This window comes from Pseudomonas putida (assembly GCF_025905425.1).
Taxonomy (GTDB): Bacteria; Pseudomonadota; Gammaproteobacteria; order Pseudomonadales; family Pseudomonadaceae; genus Aquipseudomonas; species Aquipseudomonas putida_AF.
Genome location: NZ_CP109603.1, coordinates 5,422,872 through 5,447,491 on the forward strand (window position 1 = coordinate 5,422,872; position 24,620 = coordinate 5,447,491).

At 63.2% G+C, this 24,620-nt stretch carries 22 protein-coding genes; 13 read left to right on the forward strand and 9 right to left on the reverse strand.

Annotated features, from left to right (window positions below; translation table 11 throughout):
- The first annotated feature begins 15 nt into the window (after positions 1–15).
- Positions 16–696: a RadC family protein gene (gene radC, locus OGV19_RS24460; RefSeq protein ID WP_264311019.1), complete on the forward strand. Its 681-nt coding sequence runs from the start codon at positions 16–18 to the stop codon at positions 694–696.
- A 120-nt stretch (positions 697–816) separates the two neighbouring features.
- Here radC and OGV19_RS24465 read toward each other — a convergent pair whose 3' ends face one another.
- Positions 817–2,406, reverse strand: coding sequence for an ABC transporter substrate-binding protein (locus OGV19_RS24465; RefSeq protein WP_264311020.1), 1,590 nt, complete (start codon positions 2,404–2,406; stop codon positions 817–819).
- Between the two features lie 360 nt (positions 2,407–2,766).
- Between OGV19_RS24465 and rpmB the strand changes: the two genes are divergently transcribed.
- Positions 2,767–3,003, forward strand: coding sequence for a 50S ribosomal protein L28 (gene rpmB, locus OGV19_RS24470; RefSeq protein WP_003253504.1), 237 nt, complete (start codon positions 2,767–2,769; stop codon positions 3,001–3,003).
- A gap of 11 nt (positions 3,004–3,014) precedes the next feature.
- Positions 3,015–3,170, forward strand: a complete 156-nt coding sequence (gene rpmG / locus OGV19_RS24475; protein ID WP_003253507.1) for a 50S ribosomal protein L33 — start codon at positions 3,015–3,017, stop codon at positions 3,168–3,170.
- A 73-nt stretch (positions 3,171–3,243) separates the two neighbouring features.
- Here the strand turns inward: rpmG and OGV19_RS24480 are convergent, their stop codons facing one another.
- Positions 3,244–3,603 carry a cupin domain-containing protein gene (locus tag OGV19_RS24480; protein ID WP_264311021.1) on the reverse strand — a complete coding sequence of 120 codons (360 nt, stop codon included), beginning with the start codon at positions 3,601–3,603 and terminating at the stop codon, positions 3,244–3,246.
- 196 nt (positions 3,604–3,799) lie between these two features.
- On the opposite strand from OGV19_RS24480, the gene OGV19_RS24485 reads away from it, so the two are divergent.
- Together OGV19_RS24485 and OGV19_RS24490 are read left to right on the forward strand one after the other, a co-directional pair.
- A complete protein-coding gene (locus OGV19_RS24485; RefSeq protein ID WP_264311022.1) occupies positions 3,800–5,293 on the forward strand; it encodes an aldehyde dehydrogenase in 1,494 nt (497 codons plus the stop codon).
- Between the two features lie 139 nt (positions 5,294–5,432).
- On the forward strand, positions 5,433–6,572 hold the full coding sequence (locus tag OGV19_RS24490; RefSeq protein ID WP_264311023.1) for an MFS transporter: 1,140 nt from the start codon (positions 5,433–5,435) through the stop codon (positions 6,570–6,572).
- A gap of 81 nt (positions 6,573–6,653) precedes the next feature.
- Here OGV19_RS24490 and OGV19_RS24495 read toward each other — a convergent pair whose 3' ends face one another.
- Together OGV19_RS24495 and OGV19_RS24500 are read right to left on the reverse strand one after the other, a co-directional pair.
- Positions 6,654–8,210, reverse strand: a complete 1,557-nt coding sequence (locus OGV19_RS24495; protein WP_264311024.1) for a phospholipase D family protein — start codon at positions 8,208–8,210, stop codon at positions 6,654–6,656.
- 60 nt (positions 8,211–8,270) lie between these two features.
- Entirely contained in the window at positions 8,271–9,701 is a 1,431-nt protein-coding gene (locus OGV19_RS24500) for an aminotransferase-like domain-containing protein (RefSeq protein ID WP_264311025.1), read from the reverse strand.
- Positions 9,702–9,879: 178 nt separating this feature from the next.
- Here OGV19_RS24500 and OGV19_RS24505 point away from each other — a divergent pair, with 178 nt between their 5' ends.
- A complete protein-coding gene (locus OGV19_RS24505; protein WP_264311026.1) occupies positions 9,880–10,110 on the forward strand; it encodes a DUF1127 domain-containing protein in 231 nt (76 codons plus the stop codon).
- A 32-nt stretch (positions 10,111–10,142) separates the two neighbouring features.
- Here the strand turns inward: OGV19_RS24505 and OGV19_RS24510 are convergent, their stop codons facing one another.
- Positions 10,143–11,435 carry an NAD(P)/FAD-dependent oxidoreductase gene (locus tag OGV19_RS24510; protein WP_264311027.1) on the reverse strand — a complete coding sequence of 431 codons (1,293 nt, stop codon included), beginning with the start codon at positions 11,433–11,435 and terminating at the stop codon, positions 10,143–10,145.
- 133 nt (positions 11,436–11,568) lie between these two features.
- Between OGV19_RS24510 and OGV19_RS24515 the strand changes: the two genes are divergently transcribed.
- Positions 11,569–11,922, forward strand: a complete 354-nt coding sequence (locus OGV19_RS24515; RefSeq protein WP_264311028.1) for a YkgJ family cysteine cluster protein — start codon at positions 11,569–11,571, stop codon at positions 11,920–11,922.
- Positions 11,923–11,924: 2 nt separating this feature from the next.
- Here the strand turns inward: OGV19_RS24515 and dadR are convergent, their stop codons facing one another.
- Entirely contained in the window at positions 11,925–12,413 is a 489-nt protein-coding gene (gene dadR, locus OGV19_RS24520; RefSeq protein ID WP_003258963.1) for a transcriptional regulator DadR, read from the reverse strand.
- Positions 12,414–12,568: 155 nt separating this feature from the next.
- On the opposite strand from dadR, the gene dadA reads away from it, so the two are divergent.
- The 5 genes from dadA (at position 12,569) to OGV19_RS24545 (ending at position 18,411) form a co-directional block, all read left to right on the forward strand.
- Complete coding sequence (gene dadA, locus OGV19_RS24525; RefSeq protein ID WP_264311029.1) at positions 12,569–13,873, forward strand: D-amino acid dehydrogenase; 1,305 nt, start codon at positions 12,569–12,571, stop codon at positions 13,871–13,873.
- A gap of 148 nt (positions 13,874–14,021) precedes the next feature.
- Positions 14,022–15,095: an alanine racemase gene (gene alr / locus OGV19_RS24530; RefSeq protein ID WP_264311030.1), complete on the forward strand. Its 1,074-nt coding sequence runs from the start codon at positions 14,022–14,024 to the stop codon at positions 15,093–15,095.
- A 124-nt stretch (positions 15,096–15,219) separates the two neighbouring features.
- Positions 15,220–15,768, forward strand: coding sequence for a type II toxin-antitoxin system RelB family anti-toxin (locus tag OGV19_RS24535; protein WP_264311031.1), 549 nt, complete (start codon positions 15,220–15,222; stop codon positions 15,766–15,768).
- Positions 15,769–15,922: 154 nt separating this feature from the next.
- Positions 15,923–16,327 carry a c-type cytochrome gene (locus OGV19_RS24540; protein ID WP_033692624.1) on the forward strand — a complete coding sequence of 135 codons (405 nt, stop codon included), beginning with the start codon at positions 15,923–15,925 and terminating at the stop codon, positions 16,325–16,327.
- 227 nt (positions 16,328–16,554) lie between these two features.
- Positions 16,555–18,411 carry an acetyl-CoA hydrolase/transferase C-terminal domain-containing protein gene (locus OGV19_RS24545; protein WP_264311032.1) on the forward strand — a complete coding sequence of 619 codons (1,857 nt, stop codon included), beginning with the start codon at positions 16,555–16,557 and terminating at the stop codon, positions 18,409–18,411.
- A gap of 122 nt (positions 18,412–18,533) precedes the next feature.
- Here the strand turns inward: OGV19_RS24545 and OGV19_RS24550 are convergent, their stop codons facing one another.
- A complete protein-coding gene (locus OGV19_RS24550; protein ID WP_264311033.1) occupies positions 18,534–19,106 on the reverse strand; it encodes a xanthine phosphoribosyltransferase in 573 nt (190 codons plus the stop codon).
- A gap of 65 nt (positions 19,107–19,171) precedes the next feature.
- The gene (gene rep / locus OGV19_RS24555; RefSeq protein WP_099430788.1) at positions 19,172–21,181 is read right to left on the reverse strand and encodes a DNA helicase Rep; all 2,010 of its coding nucleotides are present in this window, start codon (positions 21,179–21,181) and stop codon (positions 19,172–19,174) included.
- Positions 21,182–21,468: 287 nt separating this feature from the next.
- Between rep and OGV19_RS24560 the strand changes: the two genes are divergently transcribed.
- The gene (locus OGV19_RS24560) at positions 21,469–23,133 is read left to right on the forward strand and encodes a putative bifunctional diguanylate cyclase/phosphodiesterase (RefSeq protein ID WP_264311034.1); all 1,665 of its coding nucleotides are present in this window, start codon (positions 21,469–21,471) and stop codon (positions 23,131–23,133) included.
- 32 nt (positions 23,134–23,165) lie between these two features.
- Here OGV19_RS24560 and OGV19_RS24565 read toward each other — a convergent pair whose 3' ends face one another.
- Complete coding sequence (locus OGV19_RS24565) at positions 23,166–24,554, reverse strand: NorM family multidrug efflux MATE transporter (protein ID WP_264311035.1); 1,389 nt, start codon at positions 24,552–24,554, stop codon at positions 23,166–23,168.
- Between the last annotated feature and the right edge of the window lie 66 nt (positions 24,555–24,620).

Genomic DNA, 24,620 nt, shown 5'->3' on the forward strand with positions numbered 1-24,620 from the left:
GACCAAGGAGTGGGGATGAGTATCAGGGAATGGCCGGCTGAAGAGCGGCCGAGGGAGAAGTTGTTGTTGCGGGGGGCGAGCAGCCTTTCAGATGCTGAGTTGCTGGCCGTGTTTCTCGGGTCTGGCGTGCGCGGTCGCAATGTCGTAGAGCTGGCGCGAGGGTTGCTGGTGAAGTTCGGCGGGTTGCGCCAACTGCTGGAAGCCGACAGGGAGGCCTTTGTGGGGGAGCTTGGGCTTGGGCCGGTGAAGTACAGCCAATTGCAGGCATTATTGGAAATCGGGCGCAGGAACCTTGCAACCTGCATTGAGCGTGATTCTGCCATGGATAACCCAGCGGCCGTTCGCAGGTACCTCAAGGCCATGCTGCGCCATGAGGCCAGTGAAGTATTTGGTTGCCTGTTTCTGGATACCAAGCACCGGCCGCTGGCGTTCGAGATCCTGTTCAGGGGGACGATCGACCGGGCCAGTATCTACCCGCGGGAGGTGGTGCGCCGTGCCTTGCTGCATAACGCGGCGGCGTTGATCCTGTGCCATAACCACCCGTCGGGTATCAGCGAGCCAAGCCAGGACGATGTGCACATGACGCTGGCGCTCAAGCATGCGCTAGGGCTGATCGATGTGCGGGTGCTCGACCACATCATCGTGGGTGATGGGGAGCCGTTGTCGATGGTGGAGGAGGGGTGGATCGTTGCTTAGCGGTGTACTTGTGCCGGCCTCTTCGCGGGGCAAGCCCGCTCCCACAGGTACCGCACAGCTTTCAAAGGCTGTGAGGTCCTTGTGGGAGCGGGCTTGCCCCGCGAAGAGGCCGGCACAGGCTTACTTAGTCACCGAAACCTTGCTGAAATCCAGCCGCCCAAACGGGCTCACCTGGTACCCCTCCACCCCTTGGCGCAGCAGGGTCGCCGCCGTCGGATGCGCCAGCGGCACCCACAGCGCCTGCTGCTGGATCAGCGTTTGCGCCTGTTGGTACAGCCGGCTGCGCACGCTCTGGTCATTGGTGGTGCGCCCTGCGTTGATCAACTGGTCGAGGCGGCTGTCGCAGAACCGCGCGAAGTTGGTCCCCGACTTCACCGCGGCACAGGCAAACTGTGGGCTGAGGAAGTTGTCTGGGTCACCGTTGTCACCCGCCCAACCCATGAACAGCAAATCATGCTCGCCGGCCTTGGCACGACGGATCAGCTCGCCCCACTCGATCACGCGGATCTCGGCCTTGATGCCGATCTTGCCCAGGTCGGCCTGCAGCATTTGCGCGCCAAGGCTTGGGTTAGGGTTGAGCAGGCTGCCCGAGGGGCGGGTCCAGATCGTGGTGCTGAAGCCCTCTGGCAGGCCCGCCTTGGTCAGCAGGGCCTTGGCCTTCTTCACGTCCAGCGGGTAGCCGGGCAAGTCTTTGGCGTAACTCCAGGTGTTGGGCGGGTAGGGGCCGTTGGCGGCCGTCGCGGTGCCTTCGAACACCGCCTTGAGGTAGGCCTGCTTGTCGAAGGCCAGGTTGATGGCCTGGCGTACTTCGGGCTTGTCCAGCGGCGGGTGTTCACTGTTGATGGCGACAAAAGCGGTCATGAAGGCCGGCGTGCTGGCTACCTTGAGGTTGCCCTCCTTGCTGGCTTGCGCGATATCCAACGGCTTGGGCGACAGGGCGATCTGGCATTCGTTGCGCTTGAGTTTTTGCAGGCGCACGTTGGCGTCGGTGGTGATGGCGAAGATCAGCGGGTCCACCGCAGGCTTGCCGGCGAAGTAGTCGGGGTTGGCGCGGTAGCGCACCACGGCGTCCTTCTGGAAGCGCTGGAAGACGAACGGCCCGGTGCCAATCGGCTGGCTGTTGAGCTTGTCCGGGGTGCCCGCCTTGAGCAGCTTGTCGGCATACTCGGCGGAGTAGATCGAGGCGAAGCCCATGCTCAGGGTGGCCAGGAATGTGGCATCCGGGTGAGACAGGGTGAAACGTACGCTGTTCGGCTCCGGCGCCTCGATCGACTTGATCAGACTGCCCAGTTGCAACGATTGTGCATGTGGGTAGCCGCCCGGCGCGGTCTTGTGCCAGGCGTGGGCCGGGTAAAGCATGCGCTGGAAGCTGAACAGCACGTCGTCGGCGTTCAGCTCGCGGGTGGGCTTGAAGTACGCCGTGCTGTGGAATTTGACACCGTCACGCAGCTTGAAGTCGTAGTTCAGGCCGTCAGCCGACACCGTCCAGCTTTGCGCCAGGCTGGGTACAACCTTGCCTTGAGCAGCGTCGAACTCGACCAGGCGGTTCATCAGCACGTCGGCCGAGGCATTGGTGGTGGTCAGCGAGTTGTACTGGACCACGTCGAAGCCTTCGGGGCTGGCTTCGCTGCAGACACTCAGCGGGGCTGCCTGGGCGATGCCGGCGGCAAACAGGGAGGTGAACAATAAGGAAAAGGCGGCAGCACGCATCGTGACTCCTTGGCTGTCAGTGGCCCATCTGCCAGTGCAGTCTGGAAACGTCCTACCCTAGTGTGCGCATAAGCAAATGACCACCCTCTTTTTCTGTCGGTTGGCGACGAGTGGTCGACAGCGCGCCGCGCTAGTCGCTATGCTGCTCGCGCACGATTTGTCTCAGCTAGATGCTCATCATCTGTTGTTGCAACGCAGTCTTTCTGGTATAAAGCAGCGCTCTTTTCTAGGGGCTCGGCCTGTCGCATCAGCGGATCCGGTCGATAAGACCTCCAGAATCACGGCGCCTGGCGCCAAAGACTGAGAGATTAAGCGGCCAACCCATGCCGGGTTGGGCATGTGGTTTTAGAGGGCTGAGTCATGTCGAGAGTCTGTCAAGTTACTGGTAAGGGTCCAGTAACCGGGAACAACATTTCCCACGCAAACAACAAAACCCGTCGTCGTTTCCTGCCGAACCTGCAGCACCACCGTTTCTGGGTTGAATCCGAGAAGCGTTTCGTGCGTCTGCGCGTTTCCGCCAAGGGCATGCGTATCATCGACAAGCGCGGCATCGACGCCGTTCTGGTTGACATCCGTAAAGCTGGCGCCAAGGTTTAAGGGAGAACATCATGCGTGAATTGATCCGTCTGGTTTCGAGTGCCGGTACCGGCCACTTCTACACCACCGACAAGAACAAGCGCACCACCCCGGACAAAATCGAGATCAAGAAATATGATCCGGTTGTTCGCAAGCACGTGGTGTACAAGGAAGCCAAGATCAAGTAATTGATCGGCGACCTGAAAAAAAACCCGCATCCGAAAGGACGCGGGTTTTTTTTGCCTGCGGTAAAGGCGGCGCTTATTTCTGCTCGAACATCACATAGATCTTGCGGCACGGCTCCAGCACCTCCCAGGTGCCCTTGAAGCCGGCCGGAATGACGAAGCGATCACCGGCGCGCAAGGTCTTGGCGCCGCCCTCCTGGTCGCGCAGCACCGAAACGCCCAGCACGATCTCGCAATATTCGTGCTCGGTATAGTTCACGGTCCATTGCCCGACTTCGCCTTCCCAGACGCCTGCAGCGAACTGGCCGCATGGGCTTGAGTAGTGGTTGAAGACGGCCTGGTCTGGCTCGCCCTTGAGGATTTTCTCTGCCGCCGGGCGGTAGCGTTCAGCCTCGGTCAGAACCTGGGCGAAGTCGATGATGCTGGCGATGCTCATGGTGCGGCTCCTGTTGTTGTTTAATAAAATGCACATCAGTAGGCTTTTAGGCCTTTCGTGTCAAATATATTGATAGTTTACACGGCCTGGTTTAGGGTATCGCTTGCCCGTGTGCGCTCGTCGCCCGGCCAGAATTCTGACAACGCCTATGAGTCCTCAGTGCGGCGTTGCACCTAAACAAGAGGAGGAGTTTCGTATGACCACCCTGACTCGTGCGGACTGGGAACAACGTGCCCAGCAACTGAAGATCGAAGGCCGTGCCTTCATCAACGGCGAATACACCGACGCCGCATCCGGTGAGACCTTCGAGTGCCTGAGCCCGGTCGACGGACGCTTCCTGGCCAAGGTCGCCAGCTGCGACCTGGCAGACGCCAACCGTGCTGTCGAGAACGCCCGCGCCACCTTTGACTCCGGCGTCTGGTCGCGCCTGGCTCCAGCCAAACGCAAAGCCAAGCTGATCCGCTTCGCCGACCTGCTGCGCAAGAACGTCGAAGAGCTGGCGCTGCTCGAAACCTTGGACATGGGCAAGCCGATTGGCGACTCCTCGAGCATCGACGTCCCAGGCGCGGCACAAGCCCTGCACTGGAATGCCGAAGCCATCGACAAGGTCTACGACGAAGTCGCACCGACCCCGCATGACCAGCTCGGCCTGGTCACCCGCGAGCCGGTGGGTGTCGTCGGCGCCATCGTGCCGTGGAACTTCCCGCTGCTGATGGCCTGCTGGAAGCTCGGCCCGGCCCTGGCCACCGGTAACTCGGTCGTGCTCAAGCCGTCCGAAAAATCGCCACTGACCGCCATCCGCATCGCCCAACTGGCCATCGAAGCTGGCATCCCGGCTGGCGTGCTGAACGTGCTGCCAGGCTACGGCCACACCGTTGGCAAGGCCCTGGCCCTGCACATGGACGTCGACACCCTGGTGTTCACAGGTTCGACCAAGATTGCCAAGCAACTGATGATCTACGCCGGCGAATCGAACATGAAGCGCATCTGGCTGGAAGCCGGCGGCAAGAGCCCGAACATCGTCTTTGCCGACGCACCGGACTTGCAAGCTGCTGCCGAGGCCGCTGCCAGCGCCATCGCCTTCAACCAGGGCGAAGTCTGCACCGCGGGTTCGCGCCTGCTGGTCGAGCGCTCGATCAAGGACACATTCCTGCCGCTGGTGGTCGAGGCCCTCAAGGCCTGGAAGCCGGGCAACCCGCTGGACCCGGCGACCACCGTCGGCGCGCTGGTGGATACCCAGCAGATGAACACCGTGCTGTCGTATATCGACGCCGGCCACAAGGACGGCGCCAAACTGCTGGCCGGTGGCAAGCGCATCCTCGAAGAGACTGGCGGCACCTATGTCGAGCCAACCATCTTCGACGGCGTGACCAACGCCATGACGATCGCCCAGGAAGAGATCTTTGGCCCAGTACTGTCGGTGATTACCTTCGACACTGCCGAAGAAGCCATCGCCATTGCCAACGACACGCCGTATGGCCTGGCCGCTGGCATCTGGACCTCGGACATTTCCAAGGCTCACAAGACCGCCCGTGCCGTGCGCGCTGGCAGTGTCTGGGTCAACCAGTACGACGGCGGCGACATGACCGCGCCGTTCGGCGGCTTCAAGCAGTCGGGCAACGGCCGTGACAAGTCGCTGCATGCGCTGGAGAAGTACACCGAGCTGAAAGCGACCTGGATCAAGCTGTAAATCGCTGGGGCCGCGTTGCGGCCCATTCGCGGGACAAGCCCGCTCCCACACGTTCATCGCTGATTTCAGAATAGCGGAGTACCTGTGGGAGCGGGCTTGTCCCGCGAATGGGCCCAAGAAAATCCAACAGGGGGAGCACATGCGCTGGGGCACCTACTTCGCTGTACTGGCATCCGTACTCAGTGTCGGCCTGGCGCTGGGCGTGAGCATGCCGCTGGTGTCCCTGCGCCTGGAGGGGTGGGGCTACGGCAGCTTCGCCATTGGCGTAATGGCAGCGATGCCAGCCCTGGGCGTGCTGCTGGGCGCCAGCCTTGCCAGCCGCCTGGCCGGTTGGGTCGGCGTGCCTTCGGCCATGCGCCTGTGCCTCTGGGGCGGCGCGCTGTCGATCGGCCTGGTGGCGGTGCTGCCCAGCTACCCGCTATGGCTGGCCCTGCGCCTGCTGATCGGCATGTCCCTGACCGTGGTGTTCATCCTTGGCGAAAGCTGGATCAACCAACTGGTGGTCGAGCAATGGCGTGGCCGGCTGGTGGCGCTGTATGGCAGCAGTTACGCCTTGAGCCAGCTGGCCGGGCCATTGGTATTGGGCTTTCTCGGCTCGGACGACGACTTCGGGTTCTGGGCCGCGACTGGCTTGCTGCTGCTGGCACCGCTGGTGCTGTTGGGACGTGGCGGGGCGCCGACCACTGAAGCTTACAGTGTCACCTTCCGTGACCTGATCGCCTTCTGCCGACGCCTGCCGGTGATCGCTTGGGCGATCGCCTTGTTCGCCTCGTTCGAAGCGATGATCCTGACCTTGCTGCCGGTTTACAGCTTGCAGCAAGGGTTCAGCACCGAGATTGCGCTGTTCATGGTCAGCACGGTGGTGGTGGGCGATGCGGTGCTGCAACTGCCCATCGGTGCGCTGGCCGACCACATGTCGCGGCGCACCTTGTTCAGTGGCTGTGCGGTGACCTTGATGTGTTCAAGCCTGGCGATACCGCTGTTGCTGCACACGCCGGTGATATGGCCGCTGTGGGTGCTGTTCGGGGCCAGTGCTGGGGGGTTGTTCACCCTGTCGCTGGTATTGATTGGCGAGCGTTATCGGGATGATGCGCTGGTGCGGGCCAATGCTCACGTGGCGCAGCTGTGGGGCATTGGTTGCCTGCTTGGGCCGCTGCTGGCCGGGGCAGGGAGCCAGTGGATCAGTGGGCATGCATTGCCGTTGCTGATGGCTCTCGGGGCCGCGGGGCTGGTGGTGCTGATCAGGCGGCGCGGGGCTTTCGAGCCGGCTTCTGCCTAAGAGAGTTTGGGCCGCTTTGCGGCCCTTTCGCGACGCAAGGCCGCTCCTACAGGTACAGCGCTCAGCGCCGGCCCCTAGAGATCACAGCATCTTTTCCAGCCCGACCGCTTTGCTGACCCAGGCATTGAACCGCCGCCACATGCCGCCAGGCTCGGACGTCAGCATCCGCCGCTTGCCATCATCCTCGGTCACCCACACCAGCTTGTCGCCCACCAGTTTCGGCTGGTAACTCAGCGCCGGCGCCATGCCCTGGACCGCCAGATCGCGCGTGTATTCAGCCAGTTCCGGGCTATCCACTAGTACCCCGACTTCGGTATTCCACAGCACCGAACGCGGGTCGAAGTTGAACGAGCCAATGAACGTCTTGCGCCGGTCGAACACGATCGCCTTGCTGTGCAGGCTTGAATCCGAACTGCCGTGGAAGCTCAGCCCATGCCGGGCACTGGGGGCGCCAGGCTGGCGGCGCAGCTCGAACAGTTGCACGCCATGTTCGAGCAGCGCCCGTCGATACGGCGCATAGCCGCCGTGCACCGCGGGCACGTCGGTGGCCTCCAGCGAGTTGGTCAACAGTTTGACCGAGATGCCGGCATCGGCGCTGTGGGTCAAGTACACAAGGCCGGATTCGCCGGGCACGAAGTACGCCGACACCAGGATCAGTTCGTGGTGCACGTTGTTCAGGTCAGGGGCCAATTGCTGGGTCAGCAGCAGTTGAGGGTCCGGCTCGTCATGGGCCAGGACTTTGCTCGGCGCATCCCACAGGGCCTGGCTGTGCGCCCAGATCAGCTCGTTGCGCCAGACATCCAGGCGCGGCTGAGACTGATAGGCCATCAAGCGGTCATACAAGGCCTTGCGCCGCGTCCGCGCCTCGGCCAGGGACACCTCCAGGCGATGGCGGCTGGCGCGCAGGTCAGCGGCATCCGGCAGGCGCCAGAGGAAGTCGCCGATGGGCCGGCTCAGGGCGCTGTTCCAGTACTGGTCGAAACTGTGACCCAGTTGTTCGGCCACCGGGCCCACGCCCAGCAGGTCGATGTCGGTGAAGTTGAGGTTGGGCTCCGCGTCGAAGTATTCGTCGCCCAGGTTGCGCCCGCCGACGATGGCCATGCTGTTGTCCACCAGAAACAGCTTGTTGTGCATGCGCCGGTGCTGGCGCGACAGGTTGAACAGGCGGCCCACCGCGCGCGTCACGCCGGTACTGCGGCCCAGGTGCAGTGGGTTGAAGACGCGGATGTGGATGTTCGGGTGGGCATCGAGGGTGCCCATGATGGTGTCCAGGCCATCGCTGGTGGTGTCGTCGAGCAGGATGCGCACGCGCACGCCACGGTCGGCGGCGCGCAACAGCTCATGGACCAGCGCGCGGGTGCTGAGGCCGTCGTGGACGATGTAGTACTGCAGGTCGATGCTGGCCTGGGCGTTGCGGATCAGCTCGGCCCGGGCGCGAAATGCCTCGTTGCTGTTGGGTAACAGGCGAAAGCCCGAGCGGCCCTCGTAGGGCGCTGCCTGGCGCAGCACCGAGCGGCCGAAGGCGGAGTCGTTGGCCGGCAGTGCCTGGCTGACTTCTCGGGGAGTGCCGACGCTGGCACAGCCTGCGAGGCCGAGCAGTAGCGTCAGCAGAAGCGGCAGAGCTCGCTGCAATCTCAAGGTAAGCGTGTCCTGTACAGCAAAGGCCTATGGAGTTGGACCGTGGGGGGCGGCGCAAAGTTACGCGCAGGCTTCGTCCTGATCCAGTAGACGAAGGGCGGTTTCACCCACGTTGCGCACGGCTGCCTCGATTGCCGGCGTAGGCTGGGCGGCGAAGTTCATGCGCAGGCAGTGTCGGAACTTGCCCGAAGCCGAAAAAATGCTGCCCACGGCGACTTGCACCCCCTGCTCCAGTAAAGCGCGGTTCAGCCGCAGCGTGTCGAAATGTTCAGGCAGTTCCACCCACAGCATGAAGCCGCCCTGGGGCCGGCTGACGCGGGTGCCCGGCGGGAAGTAACGGGTCACCCAGTCACTCATCAGGTCGCGGCTGCGTTGGTATTGGCTGCGCATGCGCCGCACGTGGGGCTGGTAATGGCCGGCTTTGATGAAGTCGGCAATGGCCAGCTGGGGTTGGCTGGCGGTACTGCCAGTGCTGATGTATTTCATGTGCAGCACCCGCTCCAGGTAACGGCCCGGCGCGACCCAGCCGATGCGCAAGCCGGGTGCCAAGGTTTTGGAGAACGAGCTGCACAGCAACACGCGGCCGTCGTCGTCGAACGACTTGAGGGTGCGCGGTCGCGGGTAGGTGTAGGCCAGGTCGCCGTACACATCGTCTTCGAGTATGGCCACGTCATAGCGCTGGGCCAGGCTCAGCAAAGCCTTCTTGCGCGCCTCGGGCATGATGTAGCCCAGCGGGTTGTTGCAGCTTGGGGTGATTTGAATGAGCTTGATCGGCCACTGCTCCAGGGCCAGCTCAAGCGCTTCGAGGCTGATGCCGGTGACCGGGTCGGTGGGAATTTCCAGCGCCTTCATGCCCAGGCCCTTGAGGGTTTGCATGGCGCCATGAAAGCTTGGGGAATCGACCGCGACGATATCGCCCGGCTCGCACACGGCGCGGATGCTGCAGGACAGCGCCTCATGGCAGCCGGTGGTCACCACCAGGTCGGCCGGGCCCAGGCGGCAGCCGGAGTCCAGCATCAAGCGGGCGATCTGTTCACGCAGGGCGAGGTTGCCATGGATGTTGTCGTAGTACAGGCCTGGCATGTCCTGGCGCCGGCTTAGCTGGGCGAGGCTGCGCAGCAGCGGTTTGAGGGTCGGGCTGTTGACGTCGGGCATGCCGCGCCCTAGCTGCATCACATCCTGGCGCGGGGTACTGCGGACCAGTTCCAGCACCTGTTCCCACTGGGATATGTCTACCGGGCGCTGGGCTGGGCGGCTGACGGCGGGCAGGGCAGGGAGGTGGCGGTGTTCGCTGACAAAATAGCCGGATTTTGGCCGGGGCGAGACCATGCCGCTGTCTTCGAGCGTGCGGTAGGCCTGTTGCACGGTGCTCAGGCTGACGCCGTGCTCCACGCTCAGGGCGCGCACCGAGGGCAGGCGCTGGCCGGGGCGATACAGGCCTTGTTCGATACGAGCGCCGAGCAACTCGGCAAGATTGAGGTAAAGCGTCACGGCATACTCCAGCGTCGCCGGCCTGCGGCGACCAGTACAGTTGCGCTGAAAATACAGCATTCACCCGTCGATTCGCCAATTCTGTATGGGAATAATAAGCGGTGAGTGGATCTGTATTGTCACCATTGCCGACGCGCATGCTTTCTCCACGGTATCAACTGAATGGGAGAACGCAGCGATGGGTGGCATGAGCGATGTGCGCTTGCAACTGATGGCCAAGGAGCTGGAAACCGGGCAGCAGGCCAAGGTCTTCAACGCGCCGGCAGGCCTGAACCGTTGGGGGCTGATGGTGCATCGCTGGCATACCCGCAGGGCGCTGCTGCAGCTGACAGACGATGAGTTGCGCGATGTCGGACTGAGCTGGGAGCAGGCCCGTGAAGAAGGGCGTAAGCCATTTTGGAAAGACTGACGCCGCTCCCACAAGGAGGGCGGTGTAAGCTTTTAGGTCAGCTCTTTGAGTCGGTGCCAGAGCATCCCCAATGCCAGCAGCGGCGAGCGCAGGTGCTTGCCGCCGGGGAAGGTGATGTGTGGCACCTTGGCGAACAGGTCGAAGCGCCCGCTCTGCTGGCCGCTGATGGCCTCGCCCAGCAGGCGCCCGGCCAGGTGGGTAGCGTTGAGCCCATGGCCAGAGTACGCCTGGGCGTAATAGACGTTCGGCTGGCTGGCCAAACGCCCAATCTGTGGCAGACGGTTGGCACCGATGCCGATCATGCCGCCCCACTGGAATTCGATGCGCACATCGGCCAGGTGCGGGAAAACCTTGAGCATTTTCGGCCGCATGTAGGCGGCGATGTCTTGCGGGTCGCGGCCGGAATAGTGGCAAGCACCGCCGAACAGCAGCCGGTGGTCCGCAGACAGGCGATAGTAGTCCAGCGCTACGCGCTGGTCGCACACGGCCATGTTCTGCGGCAACAGCGAGCGCGCGCGTTCTTCACCCAGTGGCTCGGTGGCGATGATGTAGCTGCCGGCGGGCAGCACCTTGCCGCCCAGCTCGCGGTTGAGGTCGTTGTGGTAGGCATTGCAGCACAGCACGAGGGTCTTGGCGCGGACCCGGCCCTGAGCGGTGTGCACCTTGACCTCAGGGCCATACTCGATGCGGGTGACTTCCGACTGCTCATACAGGCGCACGCCAAGGCGGCTGGCTACGGCCGCCTCGCCAAGGGCCAGGTTGAGCGGGTGCAGATGGCCAGAGCCCATGTCGATCAGGCCGCCCACATAGCAATCGGCGCCGACCACGCTGTGGATATCGTCTTTGCCGACCAGGCGCAGCTCATGTTCGTAGCCCAGGCTGCGCAGTTCTTCAGCGTCCTCGGCAAAGCCCAGCAGCTCAGCAGGTTTATTGGCCAGGTCGCAATAGCCCCAGGTCAGGTCGCAGGCGATGGCGTGGCGCTCAACCCGCTCGCGGACGATCTCCACGGCTTCCAGGCCCATCAGCTTCATGCTGCGCACGCCTTCTTCGCCGATGACCGGGAGGAACTGATCCAGGCCATGGCCGACACCACGGATGAGTTGCCCACCGTTGCGCCCGCTGGCGCCCCAGCCGAGCTTACGGGCTTCCAGCAGGATGACCGAGAGGCCACGCTCGGCCAGTTCGATGGCGGTGTTAATGCCCGAATAGCCACCCCCGACGATGCACACGTCGGCGCTGTGCTCGCCTTGCAGGAACGCGTGGTCGGGGTGGGGCGCGCTGCTGGCGGCGTAGTAGGAGGCGGCGTGCTGCGCGCTGTGGATCATCGGTTGTGTCCTGGCATTGAGACGAAAGGGCGAGGATAAGCCGGGGCCGGGAGGCGGGCAACATGGCGAGGGCTGCGGGTTCAGCTGTGAATAGGCCTATAATCCAACCTGAATTCTTGCCCTGTACCCCGCCATGTCCTGCAACCGCCACAAAATCCACTTCCTGCGTGAGCTCATCCCTGCCTTCGAGTGCGAGCCCGGCTGCCACGACTGCTGCGGCCCGGTCACTACGTCAGCCGAAGAAATGGCCCGCCTGCCGCGCAAGTCCGAGGCCGAGCAGGCCGCTGCGCTGGAGCACCTGGACTGCGTGCACCTGGGGCCCAACGGTTGCACGGTGTATGAAGAGCGGCCGATGATCTGCCGTCTGTTCGGTACCACCCCGCGCATGGCCTGCCCGCGCGGTCGTGGCCCGGAACAGATGATCGAGCCCGAGGCCGAGCAGCTCGTTCACCAGTTCATTGCCACCACCCGCCAGGTGCTGGTCTAGCCTCAGTCCGGAATCGGCAGGCAGAGGCTCTCCTTCACCTCTTCCATGACGATGTAGCTCTTCGACTCGCGCACATGCGGCAGCTTCAGCAGGATGTCGCCCAGCAGCTTGCGGTACGAGGCCATTTCCGAAATACGCGCTTTGACCAGGTAGTCGAAATCGCCCGAAACCAGGTGGCACTCCAGCACATGGGGCAGCTTGAGCACCGCGCGGCGAAACTCCTCGAAGGTGTCGCCAGACTTGTAGTCAAGGCTGATTTCGACGAACACCAGCAGGCTGCCCTTCAAGTGCTGTGGGTTGAGCCGGGCGTTGTAGCCCATGATGATGCCCTCGCGCTCCAGGCGGCGGACGCGCTCGGTGCACGGGGTGGTGGAAAGCCCAACTTTCTCGCCCAGTTCGGTGAAGGAAATACGCCCGTCATTCTGCAGGATCCGCAGTATGTTGCGGTCGATCTTGTCCAGTTCACGCTTGCTCTGGTGCTGGGTTCTCATAGGGGATGCCCCTCCGTGAAAGGCGATATTGCCGAGAATTCTCGCCAAATATAGGCTTTTATATAGTGAATTGCACTGGTCTGTAATTTTTATACTGCGCGCATCCATGCCAATTCAACAAAAGACTGCGGTGCGCCGCGTGCGAGGGATCAACAATGCGAGTTCTGGTACTTGGTAGCGGTGTAATCGGAACCGCCAGTGCCTATTATCTGGCCCGGCAAGGTTTCGAAGTGACGGTGGTCGACCGCCAGCCGGCGGCAGCCATGGAAACCAGCTTCGCCAACGCAGGCCAGATCTCGCCCGGCTATGCCTCACCCTGGGCTGCCCCGGGCGTGCCGCTCAAAGCGATCAAGTGGCTGCTCGAACGCCACGCGCCGCTGGCCATCAAGCTCACCGGCGACGTCGACCAGTACCTGTGGATGGCACAGATGCTGCGCAACTGCACCGCCAACCGGTATGCGGTGAACAAGGAGCGCATGGTGCGTCTGTCCGAGTACAGCCGCGATTGCCTCGACGAGCTGCGTGCTGAAACCGGCATCGCTTACGAAGCCCGCACCCTGGGCACTACCCAGTTGTTCCGCACCCAGGCTCAGGTCGATGCCGCTGCCAAGGACATCGCCGTGCTTGAGCAGTCCGGTGTGCCCTATGAGCTGCTCGACCGCGATGGCATTGCCCGCGTCGAGCCGGCCCTGGCCGGGGTGAAAGACATTCTCGCCGGTGCACTGCGCCTGCCCAACGACCAGACCGGCGACTGCCAGCTGTTCACCACCAAGCTTGCCGACATGGCGCAGAAGCTGGGCGTGGAGTTCCGCTTCGGCCAGGACATCCAGCGCCTGGACTTTGCCGGCGATCGCATCAATGGCGTGTGGATCGACGGCAAGCTGGAAACCGCCGACCGCTACGTGCTGGCCCTGGGCAGCTACTCGCCGCAGATGCTCAAGCCACTGGGCATCAAGGCGCCGGTCTACCCGCTCAAGGGTTACTCGCTGACCGTGCCGATCACCAACGCCGAGATGGCGCCGACGTCGACCATTCTCGACGAGACCTACAAGGTCGCCATCACCCGTTTCGACAACCGCATCCGCGTTGGCGGCATGGCTGAGATCGCCGGTTTTGACCTGTCGCTCAACCCACGTCGACGCGAAACGCTGGAGATGATCGTCAACGACCTTTATCCTCGCGGCGGTGACCTGAGCCAAGCCAGTTTCTGGACCGGCCTGCGCCCGGCCACCCCGGACGGTACGCCGATCGTGGGTGCCACTGCGTTCCGTAACCTGTTCCTCAACACCGGTCACGGGACCTTGGGCTGGACCATGGCGTGCGGCTCCGGTCGCCTGCTGGCCGACCTGATTGCGCGCAAAAAGCCGCAGATCAGTGCCGAAGGGCTGGATATTTCCCGGTATGGCAACAGCCGGGAAGTGGCCAAGCAAGGCCAGACCGCGCCGGTCCACCAGCAGTAAGTTCACCTGTACCGGCCTCTTCGCGGGCAAGCCCGCTCCCACAGGTACTGCACAGTGTTCGATAGCTGTGCTGACCTTGTGGGAGCGGGCTTGCCCCGCGAAGAAGCAAACACTGTTCTTAAACTGAACCACCATAAGGCATGCCGCTATGCGTCCCGCCCGCGCCCTGATCGACCTCCAGGCCCTGCGCCACAACTACCGCCTCGCCCGTGAACTGACCGGCGCCAAAGCCCTTGCCGTGATCAAGGCCGATGCCTACGGCCACGGCGCGGTGCGTTGCGCCCTGGCGCTGGAGGCCGAAGCCGATGGCTTTGCCGTGGCCTGCATCGAAGAAGCGCTGGAACTGCGCGCCGCAGGCATCAAAGCCCCGGTGCTGCTGCTCGAAGGCTTTTTCGAGGCCAGCGAGCTGGCGCTGATGGCCGAGCACGACCTCTGGTGCGTGGTGCATTCGCTGTGGCAACTCGAAGCGATCGAAAAGACCCACGTGCACAAGCCACTGACCCTCTGGCTGAAACTCGACAGCGGCATGCACCGCGTCGGCTTGCACCCCAAGGATTACCACGCGGCGTATGAGCGCCTGCTGGCCACTGGCAAGGTTGCGCGCATTGTCTTGATGAGCCACTTCGCCCGTGCCGACGAACTGGACGCCGACGCCACCGCCGAGCAGATCGCGGTGTTCGAGGCCGCGCGCCAGGGCCTGGCCGCCGAGTGCAGCCTGCGCAATTCGCCCGCAGTGCTGGCATGGCCGCAGGCCGGCGGCGACTGGGTGCGCCCAGGCCTGATGCTGTATGGCGCTACGCCGTTTGAAGTGGCCCAGGCCGAGGCGCAACGCCTGCAACCGGTGATGACCCTGCAATCGCGGGTCATCAGCGTGCGCGAACTGCCGGCCGGCGAGCCGGTGGGCTATGGCGCCAAGTTCATCAGCCCGCGGCCGACCCGGGTCGGTGTGGTTGCCATGGGCTATGCCGATGGCTACCCGCGCCAGGCGCCCAACGGCACCCCGGTGATGGTTGCCGGCAAGCGCACCCAGCTGATTGGCCGGGTGTCGATGGACATGCTCTGCATCGACCTGACCGATGTCCCTGAGGCTACCGTCGGCAGCCCGGTGGAGCTGTGGGGCAAGCAGGTGCTGGCCAGCGAAGTGGCTGCGCATGCCGGTACCATTCCCTATCAGATCTTCTGCAACCTGAAGCGGGTGCCGAAGGACTACTGCGGTGAGTAAGTGCGACGAATAAGACGCTGAAGCGGACAGCGTGAGGGGTGGTGTGTTGTAAATACTGAACGGCATTGCCATGATATCGTTCACATCCACCCCCCATTTCTACCCGTTTCAGGAGGCTCCAGCTTTGGACGTCGGCGAACGACTGCAAGCCATCCGCAAGCTCAAGGGCCTGTCACAACGTGAACTCGCCAAGCGCGCGGGCGTAACCAACAGCACCATCTCGATGATCGAGAAGAACAGCGTCAGCCCTTCGATCAGTTCGCTGCGCAAGGTGTTGAGTGGCATTCCGATGTCCATGGTGGAATTCTTTTCGGTCGAATTGGCCGCTGAAAGCCCAACGCAGGTCGTCTACAAGGCCCACGAGCTGATCGATATCTCGGACGGTGCGGTGACCATGAAGCTGGTGGGCAAGTCGCACCCCAACCGCGCCATCGCGTTTCTCACCGAGGTCTACCCACCGGGTGCCGACACTGGCGCCGAGATGCTCACCCACGACGGCGAAGAGACCGGCATCCTGCTCGAAGGCCGGCTTGAGCTGGTGGTCGGCAACGAGATCTTCATCCTTGAGGAAGGCGACAGCTACTACTTCGAAAGCACCCGCCCGCACCGCTTTCGCAACCCCTTCGATGAACCCGCCCGGCTGATCAGCGCTGCAACACCTTCAAACTTTTGATCCAGCGCAGTGCATTGATTCGGCAATACCCCTTTCCTGTGTGGGGTCGTTTCACGGTCTCTGGGTTCCCGCTATACTTTTCAACGCTCGCCGACCCGTGGCCGCGAGCGTGATTAGCCACCATGAGGGTGTACGCGTGAACCAAATCAAGAAGATGCTGGCCGTACCAGCAGCCGTATTCGCCCTCTGGGCAATGAGCGCAACCGCTGCGACCAATGACGATATCGCCAAGCGCCTCGAGCCGGTTGGCCAGGTGTGCGTCCAGGGCCAGGAGTGCAAGGGCATGGAAGTGGCTGTTGCAGCAGGAGGCGGGGGTGCCAAGACGCCCGATGAGATCATCGCCAAGCACTGCAATGCCTGCCATGGCACCGGGCTGCTTGGTGCGCCTAAAGTGGGCGACACCGCCGCGTGGAAAGAACGCGCCGACCACCAGGGCGGCCTGGATGGCATCCTGGCCAAGGCCATTACCGGCATCAACGCCATGCCGCCCAAAGGCACCTGCGCGGACTGCTCGGATGACGACCTGAAAGGGGCGATCAAGAAAATGTCCGGGCTGTAAGACACAGCTGAATCGCACGAGGCCCGCCGTTGATGGCGGGCTTTGTATTTGTGCTGCCTGTACCGGCCTCTTCGCGGGCAAGCCCGCTCCCACACGGACCTCACAGTCTTTGAATGCTGCGCTGTACCTGTGGGAGCGGGCTTGCCCGCGAAGGGGCCCGCACAGGCAACCAACCCGCCATACCCCATGTCCAACCCCTGAACCCACGGAAGACTCAGGAGGCCAAGATGCACCTCTGCGCCATCGATCAGGCCGTCGAGCAAGTCCTGTCGCGCCTGCCGGCCCATATCCACATGGGCCTGCCACTGGGCCTTGGCAAACCCAACGCCTTCGTCAACGCCTTGTACGCCCGAGTGCGCGAACTGCCCGAGCGGCGCCTGACGATCTACACCGCCTTGTCCCTTGGCCGTCCTCCCTTGGGCGATGGCCTGCAGCGGCGCTTCCTCGAGCCTTTCGTCGAACGTGTGTTCGCTGACTACGAAGAGCTCACCTACCTCGCCGACCTGCGCCACGACCAGCTGCCACCGAACATCCGCGTCGAGCAGTTCTTCATGCAGCCTGGCAGCCTGCTGCACAGCGAGGCCGCCCAACAGGACTACATCAGCAGCAACTACAGCCATGCCGCCCGCGACATCAACGCCAAGGGCTTGAACCTGATTGCCCAGCTGGTGGCTGCCACGCCAGAAAAGCCCGTGCACCTGAGCCTGGCCTGCAACCCCGACATCACCCTCGACCTGTTGCCGATGATCGCCAAGCGCCGTGCGGCCGGTGAGACCATTCTCATGCTCGGGCAGGTTCATGCCGAACTGCCCTACATGCCGGGCGATTCGGAGCTGAGCATCGACGCCTTCGACCTGCTGATCGACCAGGTGGAGCAACGCCGGCTGTTCTCCACGCCGAACATGCCAGTCAACACCCAGGACCACTGCATCGGCCTGCACGCCAGCACGCTGGTACGCGACGGCGGTACCCTGCAGATCGGCATCGGTGCCATGGGCGATGCAGTCGCCGCCGCGTTGCTGGCGCGCCAGGGTGATAATGCGGGTTTCCGTGCCTTGCTCGACGAGCTGGATGTCGGCCCTTGGCAGGCCCTGATCGAGCGCGAAGGGGGGCTGGGCACGTTTGCCCAAGGCCTGTATGGCTGCAGCGAGATGTTCGTCAATGGCCTGCTGGTGCTGGCCGAAGCGGGCCTGCTGCGACGCCCGGCCGAGGACCATGGGCCGGTCGTGCATGGCGGCTTTTTCCTCGGCCCGCAGGCGTTCTATCAGCGGTTGAGGGAGATGCCACTCGAACAGCGCGCACGTTTTGCCATGACCCGCATCAGCTTCATCAACGAGCTGTACGGGCAGGAAGAGCTGAAGCGCCGCCAGCGCCGCGATGCGCGCTTCATCAACACGGCGTTCGGCATGACGTTGCTCGGCGCCGGGGTGGCCGACCAGCTGGAAGACGGCCGCGTGCTCAGCGGCGTGGGCGGGCAGTACAACTTCGTCGCCCAAGGCCATGCGCTGGAAGGCGGGCGCTCTATCCTGCTATTGCGCAGCTGGCGCGAGGCAGGTGGGGAGGTGACCTCAAACCTGTTCTGGACCTATGGGCACTGCACCATTCCCCGGCACCTGCGCGATATCGTGGTGACCGAGTACGGCATCGCCGACTTGCGCGGGCAGACCGACAGCGAAGTGATTGCGCGATTGCTGGCGGTCAGTGATGCCAGGTTCCAGGGCGAGCTGATCAAGCAGGCCAAGAAGGCCGGCAAGCTGGCCAAGGATTTCGAGCTGGATGCACGCTTTACAGGCAACACGCCGGAGCGCCTTGAGGCCATCCGGGCACGGCATGCAGGGTTGTTTCCGGAGTATCCGCTGGGGACTGATTTCACGGCAGAGGAGCGGGATTTGCTGCGGGCGCTGAACTGGTTGAAGAGCAAGTTCAAGTTGAGCGAGGTGCTGGAGCTGGGCAAGGCCGCGCTGGATGCGCCGGGGCCGGAGGGCTATGAGGGGCACCTGAAGCGGATGGGGCTGGACGCTCCGCAGGGATTGAAGGAAGAGTTGTATCAGCGGCTTTTGCTGGCAGGGTTGGCGGCGTCCTGAAGATAGCCGGGGCTGCTTTGCAGCCCATCGCCGGCAAGCCAGCTCCCACAGGAACTTCACGAGGCCGAGCCTTGTGCAGTACCTGTGGGAGCTGGCTTGCCGGCGATGGGGCCGGTACAGGCTTACTCGATGAAGCTGACCACACCACCTTCCAGCGATTTCACCCGAGCCAGCGATTCAACGCGGTAGCCCTGGCTGTCCAGCTCGGCACGGCCGCCCTGGAACGACTTCTCGATGACGATACCCAGGCCAGCCACAGTGGCGCCGGCCTGCTTGATGATCGAGATCAGTGCCTGCGACGCCTTGCCGTTGGCCAGGAAGTCATCGATTACCAGCACGCGGTCGCTGCTGTTGAGATGGCGCGGCGAGATGGCCACGGTGTTCTCGGTCTGCTTGGTGAAGGAATACACCGAGGCGGTCAGCAGGTTTTCGGTCAGGGTCAGCGACTGGTGCTTGCGTGCGAAGATCACCGGCACGCCCAGCTTCAGGCCAGTCATCACCGCAGGGGCAATGCCCGAGGCTTCGATGGTGACGATCTTGGTCACGCCGGCATCGGCGTAAAGGCGGGCGAACTCGTCACCGATCAACTGCATCAGCGCAGGGTCGATCTGGTGGTTGAGAAACGCGTCGACTTTAAGTACCTGATCGGAAAGCACGATGCCTTCTTCGCGAATCTTCTGATGCAGTGCTTCCACTGTGGTTTTCCTCGATGTAGCAAAGGTGGCCGCAACAGCGGCAACGGTTAAAGAGTAAGGGTTGATCAGCGTTTGAGCATTGCCCGAATATCGGCCAGTGCGTTGTTGCCACGCGCGGCTTTGACTTCGACTGGCGCATCGTCCAGGCCTTCCCAGGCCAGGTCGTCCGGCGGCAGTTCGTCGAGGAACCGGCTCGGAGTGCAGTCGATGATCTCGCCGTACTGCTTGCGCTTGGCCGCAAAGGTGAAGGCCAGGGTCTGGCGTGCGCGGGTAATGCCCACGTAGGCCAGGCGGCGTTCTTCTTCGATGGTGTCGGCTTCGATGCTGGAGCGGTGCGGAAGGATCTCTTCTTCCATGCCCATGATGAACACGTAAGGGAATTCCAGGCCCTTGGAGGCATGCAGGGTCATCATCTGCACACCTTCGGCGTTTTCTTCCTCTTCCTGCTGGCGTTCGAGCATGTCGCGCAGCACCAACTTGCCGATGGCGTCTTCGATGGTCATGTCACCCTCTTCGTCCTTCTCGAGGGTGTTTTTCAGCGCTTCGACCAGGAACCAGACGTTGCTGATGCGAAACTCCGCGGCCTTGTCGCTGGCGGTTTGCTGGCGGATCCAGTTCTCGTAGTCGATGTCGCGGATCATCTCGTGCAGCGCGGCGATTGGGTCATCCAGCGCCACCTTGTGGCGCACCCCGTCCAGCCAGTGTTTGAAGCGCTGCAGGCGCTCGGTGTAACGGGCGTCCAGGTGCTCGCCCAGGCCCAGTTCTTCACTGGCGGCGTACATCGAGATACCGCGTTCGGTCGAGTAGTTGCCGAGCTTTTCCAGGGTCGTGGAACCGATTTCCCGGCGCGGCACGTTGATGACTCGCAGGTAGGCGTTGTCGTCGTCCGGGTTCACCAGCAGGCGCAGGTAGGCCATGAGGTCCTTGACCTCCTGGCGGCCGAAGAAGCTGTTGCCGCCCGAAAGGCGGTACGGCACCTGGTGGTGCTGAAGCTTCAGTTCGATCAGCTTGGCCTGGTAGTTGCCACGGTAGAGGATGGCAAAGTCGCTGTACGGGCGGTTGGTGCGCAGGTGCAGGGTGAGGATTTCCATGGCCACGCGTTCGGCCTCGGCTTCCTCGTTCTTGCAGCGAATCACACGGATCTCGTCGCCCACGCCCATCTCGCTCCACAACTGCTTTTCGAACGCGTGCGGGTTGTTGGCGATCAGCACGTTGGCGCAGCGCAGGATGCGGCTGGTGGAGCGGTAGTTCTGCTCCAGCATGACGATTTTCAGGGAGGGGTAATCCTCCTTGAGCAGCATCAGGTTCTCGGGGCGCGCGCCACGCCAGGCGTAGATCGACTGGTCGTCGTCGCCCACCACGGTGAATTGGTTGCGCATGCCGATCAGCATCTTCACCAGCAGGTACTGGCTGGCGTTGGTGTCCTGGTACTCGTCCACCAGCAGGTAGCGCACGCGGTTCTGCCAGCGCTCCAGCACCTCGGGGTGCTCCTGGAACAGCTTGACCGGCTGCAAGATCAGGTCGTCGAAGTCCACTGCGTTGAACGCCTTGAGCGTGCGCTGGTAGTGGGTATAGACAATGGCGGCGGTCTGCTCGCGCGGGTTGCGGGCCTTTTCCAGCGCCTCGGGAGGGAGGATCAGGTCGTTCTTCCAGGCACCGATCATGTTCTTGATCTCGTCGATGCCGTCGTCGCCGGAATACTCTTTCTGCATGATGTCCGACAGCAACGCCTTGATGTCGGACTCGTCGAAGATCGAGAAGCCTGGCTTGTAGCCCAGCTTGTCGTGCTCCTTGCGGATGATGTTCAAACCCAGGTTGTGGAAGGTGCATACCGTCAGGCCACGGCCTTCCCCCGGTCGCAGCAGGGTGGCGACCCGCTCCTTCATCTCGCGCGCGGCCTTGTTGGTGAAGGTCATCGCCACGATGTACTGGGCACGGATGCCGCAGTTCTGGATCAGGTGGGCAATCTTGCGGGTAATGACGCTGGTCTTGCCGGAACCTGCACCGGCGAGCACCAAAAGAGGGCCGCCGACGTAGTCACGGGCTTCCTGTTGCCTGGGATTGAGTCGGGACATGCTAGAAACCGGGGGTCGCCAGAAAATAGCCGCGCATTCTAACAGGCATGGGCCGGTTGTGGCGCGACCGTCTGACGTCTGAGTCAGACTTTTGTCTGCGCATAAGCATTAGTCAGGCTCATGCTATTCCCTTAAAAAATCGTATTTGCCGCTTTGCTTGGTTTCGCGCAGGATGCACGACGGAATACGTCGTTGCCTACCTGTATAAAAACGTAAATCATTTCCATTCATGCAGTGGCATACTTTGCTTCTGCCGTTGTACCCCGCCCAAGCCCTAAGGAGCCCGCTTGTCCACGCCTGTCGAACCTTTGCGTTTGCTGCTGTTGGCTGATGAGCCGCAATGGGCGGTGCTGTTGCGTGAGTGCGTGCAGGCACTGGGCGGCAGCGCAGTGCTGCTGACCGCACCTGACTGGGAGTCGGTCGACAGCCTGTTCAGCCATGAGCGTCAGGCCGTGATCCTGGCCACCCCGGCCTTGCAGCCGGCCCCTGGGCGCTGCGAGTTGCCCACCATCTTGCTGCTCGACCACGAGCCAGAGGTCGCGCCCAGCGGGGTCAGCGACTGGCTGGTGCGCGACCATCTGAATGTCGATGCCTTGCGCCGGTCATTGCGCCATGTGCGCGAGCGCGGCGTGCTGGTCGCCACCTTGCAGCGCCTGGCCGAGCAGGACCCGCTGACCGGCATTGCCAACCGCCAGGGTTTTCAGGCCTTGCTGACGGCGCGTCTGGCCGAAAGTGACGGCCGTGGCCTGGCCCTCGGCCACCTGGACCTGGACAACTTCCGCCACGTCAACGATGCCCTCGGCCACCAGAGTGGCGACCGCCTTATCCTGCAGGTGGTGGCTCGGCTCAAGCAGCAGTTGGAAGCCGGTGACCAGCTGGCGCGCCTGGGCAGTGACGAGTTTGCCCTGCTGATCGATACCCGCCGTGACCCAAACCGTGCCGAGTGGATGGCCGAACGCATTATCGAGGCCTTGGCCGAACCCTACTGGATCGACGGCGAAAGCCTGCTGCTCGGCTGCAGCCTGGGCCTGGCGCATGCCCGCGCGCAGAGCGGCGCTGACCCGCTGATGTGGCATGCGCACATCGCCATGCGCCAGGCCAAGGGCAGCCAGGGCTGTACCTTTCATGTGTTCAATGAACGGATCAACCGCAACGCACGCAGCCTCGCCGACCTGGAAAGCGAGCTGCGCCGGGCGCTACGCCGTGACGAGCTGGAGCTTCACTACCAGCCACGGCTGAACCTGGCCGACGGGCGCATCGTGGGCCTTGAGGCGCTGGTGCGCTGGCGCCATGCCGAGCGCGGCCTGTTGCCACCGAGCGAGTTCGTGCCGCTGGCCGAGCAGAGCGGGTTGATCGTGCCGCTGGGCTACTGGGTGATATCGCGCGCGCTGCGCGACATGCAGGCGCTGTGCGAACAAGGCTTCGCGCCGCTGCACATGGCGGTGAACCTTAGCTTTCGCCAGTTTCAGGACAGCCAGCTACTGACGACCCTGAGCCGGTTGATCATCGAGCACGGTGTCGATGCCCGCTGGTTGGAGTTCGAGCTGACCGAGACGGCGGTCATGCGCCGCAACGAGCTGGTGCGCCAGACCATGGATGCCCTGGGGCGCCTGGGCGTGCGTTTTTCCCTCGATGACTTTGGTACCGGGTTCTCGTCGTTCGTGCACCTGAACAGCCTGCCGATTGCCTTGCTCAAGGTTGATCGCAGCTTTGTCGCCGAGATGGAAATGCGCGAAGAGAACCGCAAGCTGGTGCACGCCATGATCAACCTGGCGCACAACCTCAACCTCGAAGTGGTCGCCGAGGGCGTGGAGAACGAGGCACAGATGGCCCTGCTGCGTGAGTTCGGCTGTGACCAGGTACAGGGTTTTTTGGTCAGCAAGCCGCTACCGGTGGGGGAACTGATGACGTTTTTGCAGGAAAGTGACAGGCCGCACCTGGTTAGCTTGTAACACTGCAGGGGCGCAAAGCGCCCCCCCGGCCGTCAGGCCGACACCGCCTTTTTGCCAGCCAGCCCCGCCTTGCCCAGAAGCCGCTTCATCCGCCATTCAAAGCCAAAGGTCAGTGCCACTGCCGCACAGGCCAGCCCCAACGCCAGCCCCCACCAGATCCCGACCGCACCGCCACCCAGGGTGAAGGCGAACAGCCAGGCGCTGGGTGCGCCCACCAACCAATAACAGCAAAGCCCGATCAGGAAGGTGGTCTTGGCATCCTTCAACCCGCGGATCGAACCCATGGCGATGGTTTGCATGCCGTCGAACAATTCGAACCACGCTGCCACCATCACCAGCTGTACGGCCAACAGATAGATGGCCGCGAACGCGGGGTCGTTGCGGTCGATGAACAGACCCACCAGCGCATCCGGCAACAGCCAGAACAGCGCCGCGAAGGCGAACATGATCATCCCCCCGAAACCGATCCCCACCCGGCCTGCGCTGCGGGCGGCGAGCAGGTTGCCGCCGCCGTAGTACAAGCCCACGCGCATGGTCACGGCATAGGACAGCCCGGTGGGCACCATGAATGCCGTGGAAACAATCTGCAGCGCGATCTGGTGCGCCGCCAGTTCGGTACTGCCGAGCACGCCCATGCACAGCGCAGCAAAGGCGAACAGGCCGACCTCCACCATGTACGTGCCGCCAATCGGCAGGCCCAACCGCCACAGCTCGCGCAACGCCGGCAGCGAAGGGCGTGACAGGCCCTTGCGCAGCGGGTAAGGGGCATAGGCCGAATGCCAGCGAATGTACAGGGCCAGGGCAATGGCCATGCCCAGCGACACCACTGCGGTGACCAGGCCGATACCCATCAGGCCCAGCTTGGGTAGGCCGAACATGCCTTCGATCAGCGCGACGTTGAGCAGGTAGTTGAGCACTGTGCCAATCACGCTGATGACCATCACCGGCGTCGAGCGGCCCAGGGCGCTGGTGAAGCCGCGCAAGGCCATGAAGGTCAGGTAGCTGGGCAGGGCCAGCGGCAGCAGGGTGAGGAACTCGGCTGCAGAGGCGACGTTCTCGGGTTGCTGGCCGAACATCAACAACACCGGTTGCAGGTTCCACAACACCAGCGCCGCCACCAGCGCCAGGCCCCAGGCCAGCCACAAGCCGCTCTGCGCCAGGCGGGTGACGCCTTCGATGTCATTGGCACCCTTGCGGATGGCCACCAGCGTGCCGACTGCGGCGATCACGCCCAGGCAGAAAATCGACACGAACGAGTAGGTTGCAGCGCCCAGGCCACCGCCCGCCAAGGCCTGCGGGCTGATACGGGCCATCATCAGGGTGTCGGTCAGCACCATCAGCATGTGCGCCAACTGCGAGGCGATCAGCGGCCCGGCCAGGCGCAGCAAGGCCTTGAGTTCGGTGGTGGGCGCTACATGCATGAGCGGGGTCCTTTTTCCTGTTTCCGTGAGCGGAGAACGATTCTGGGGCTTTGGTCAACTTTGCAC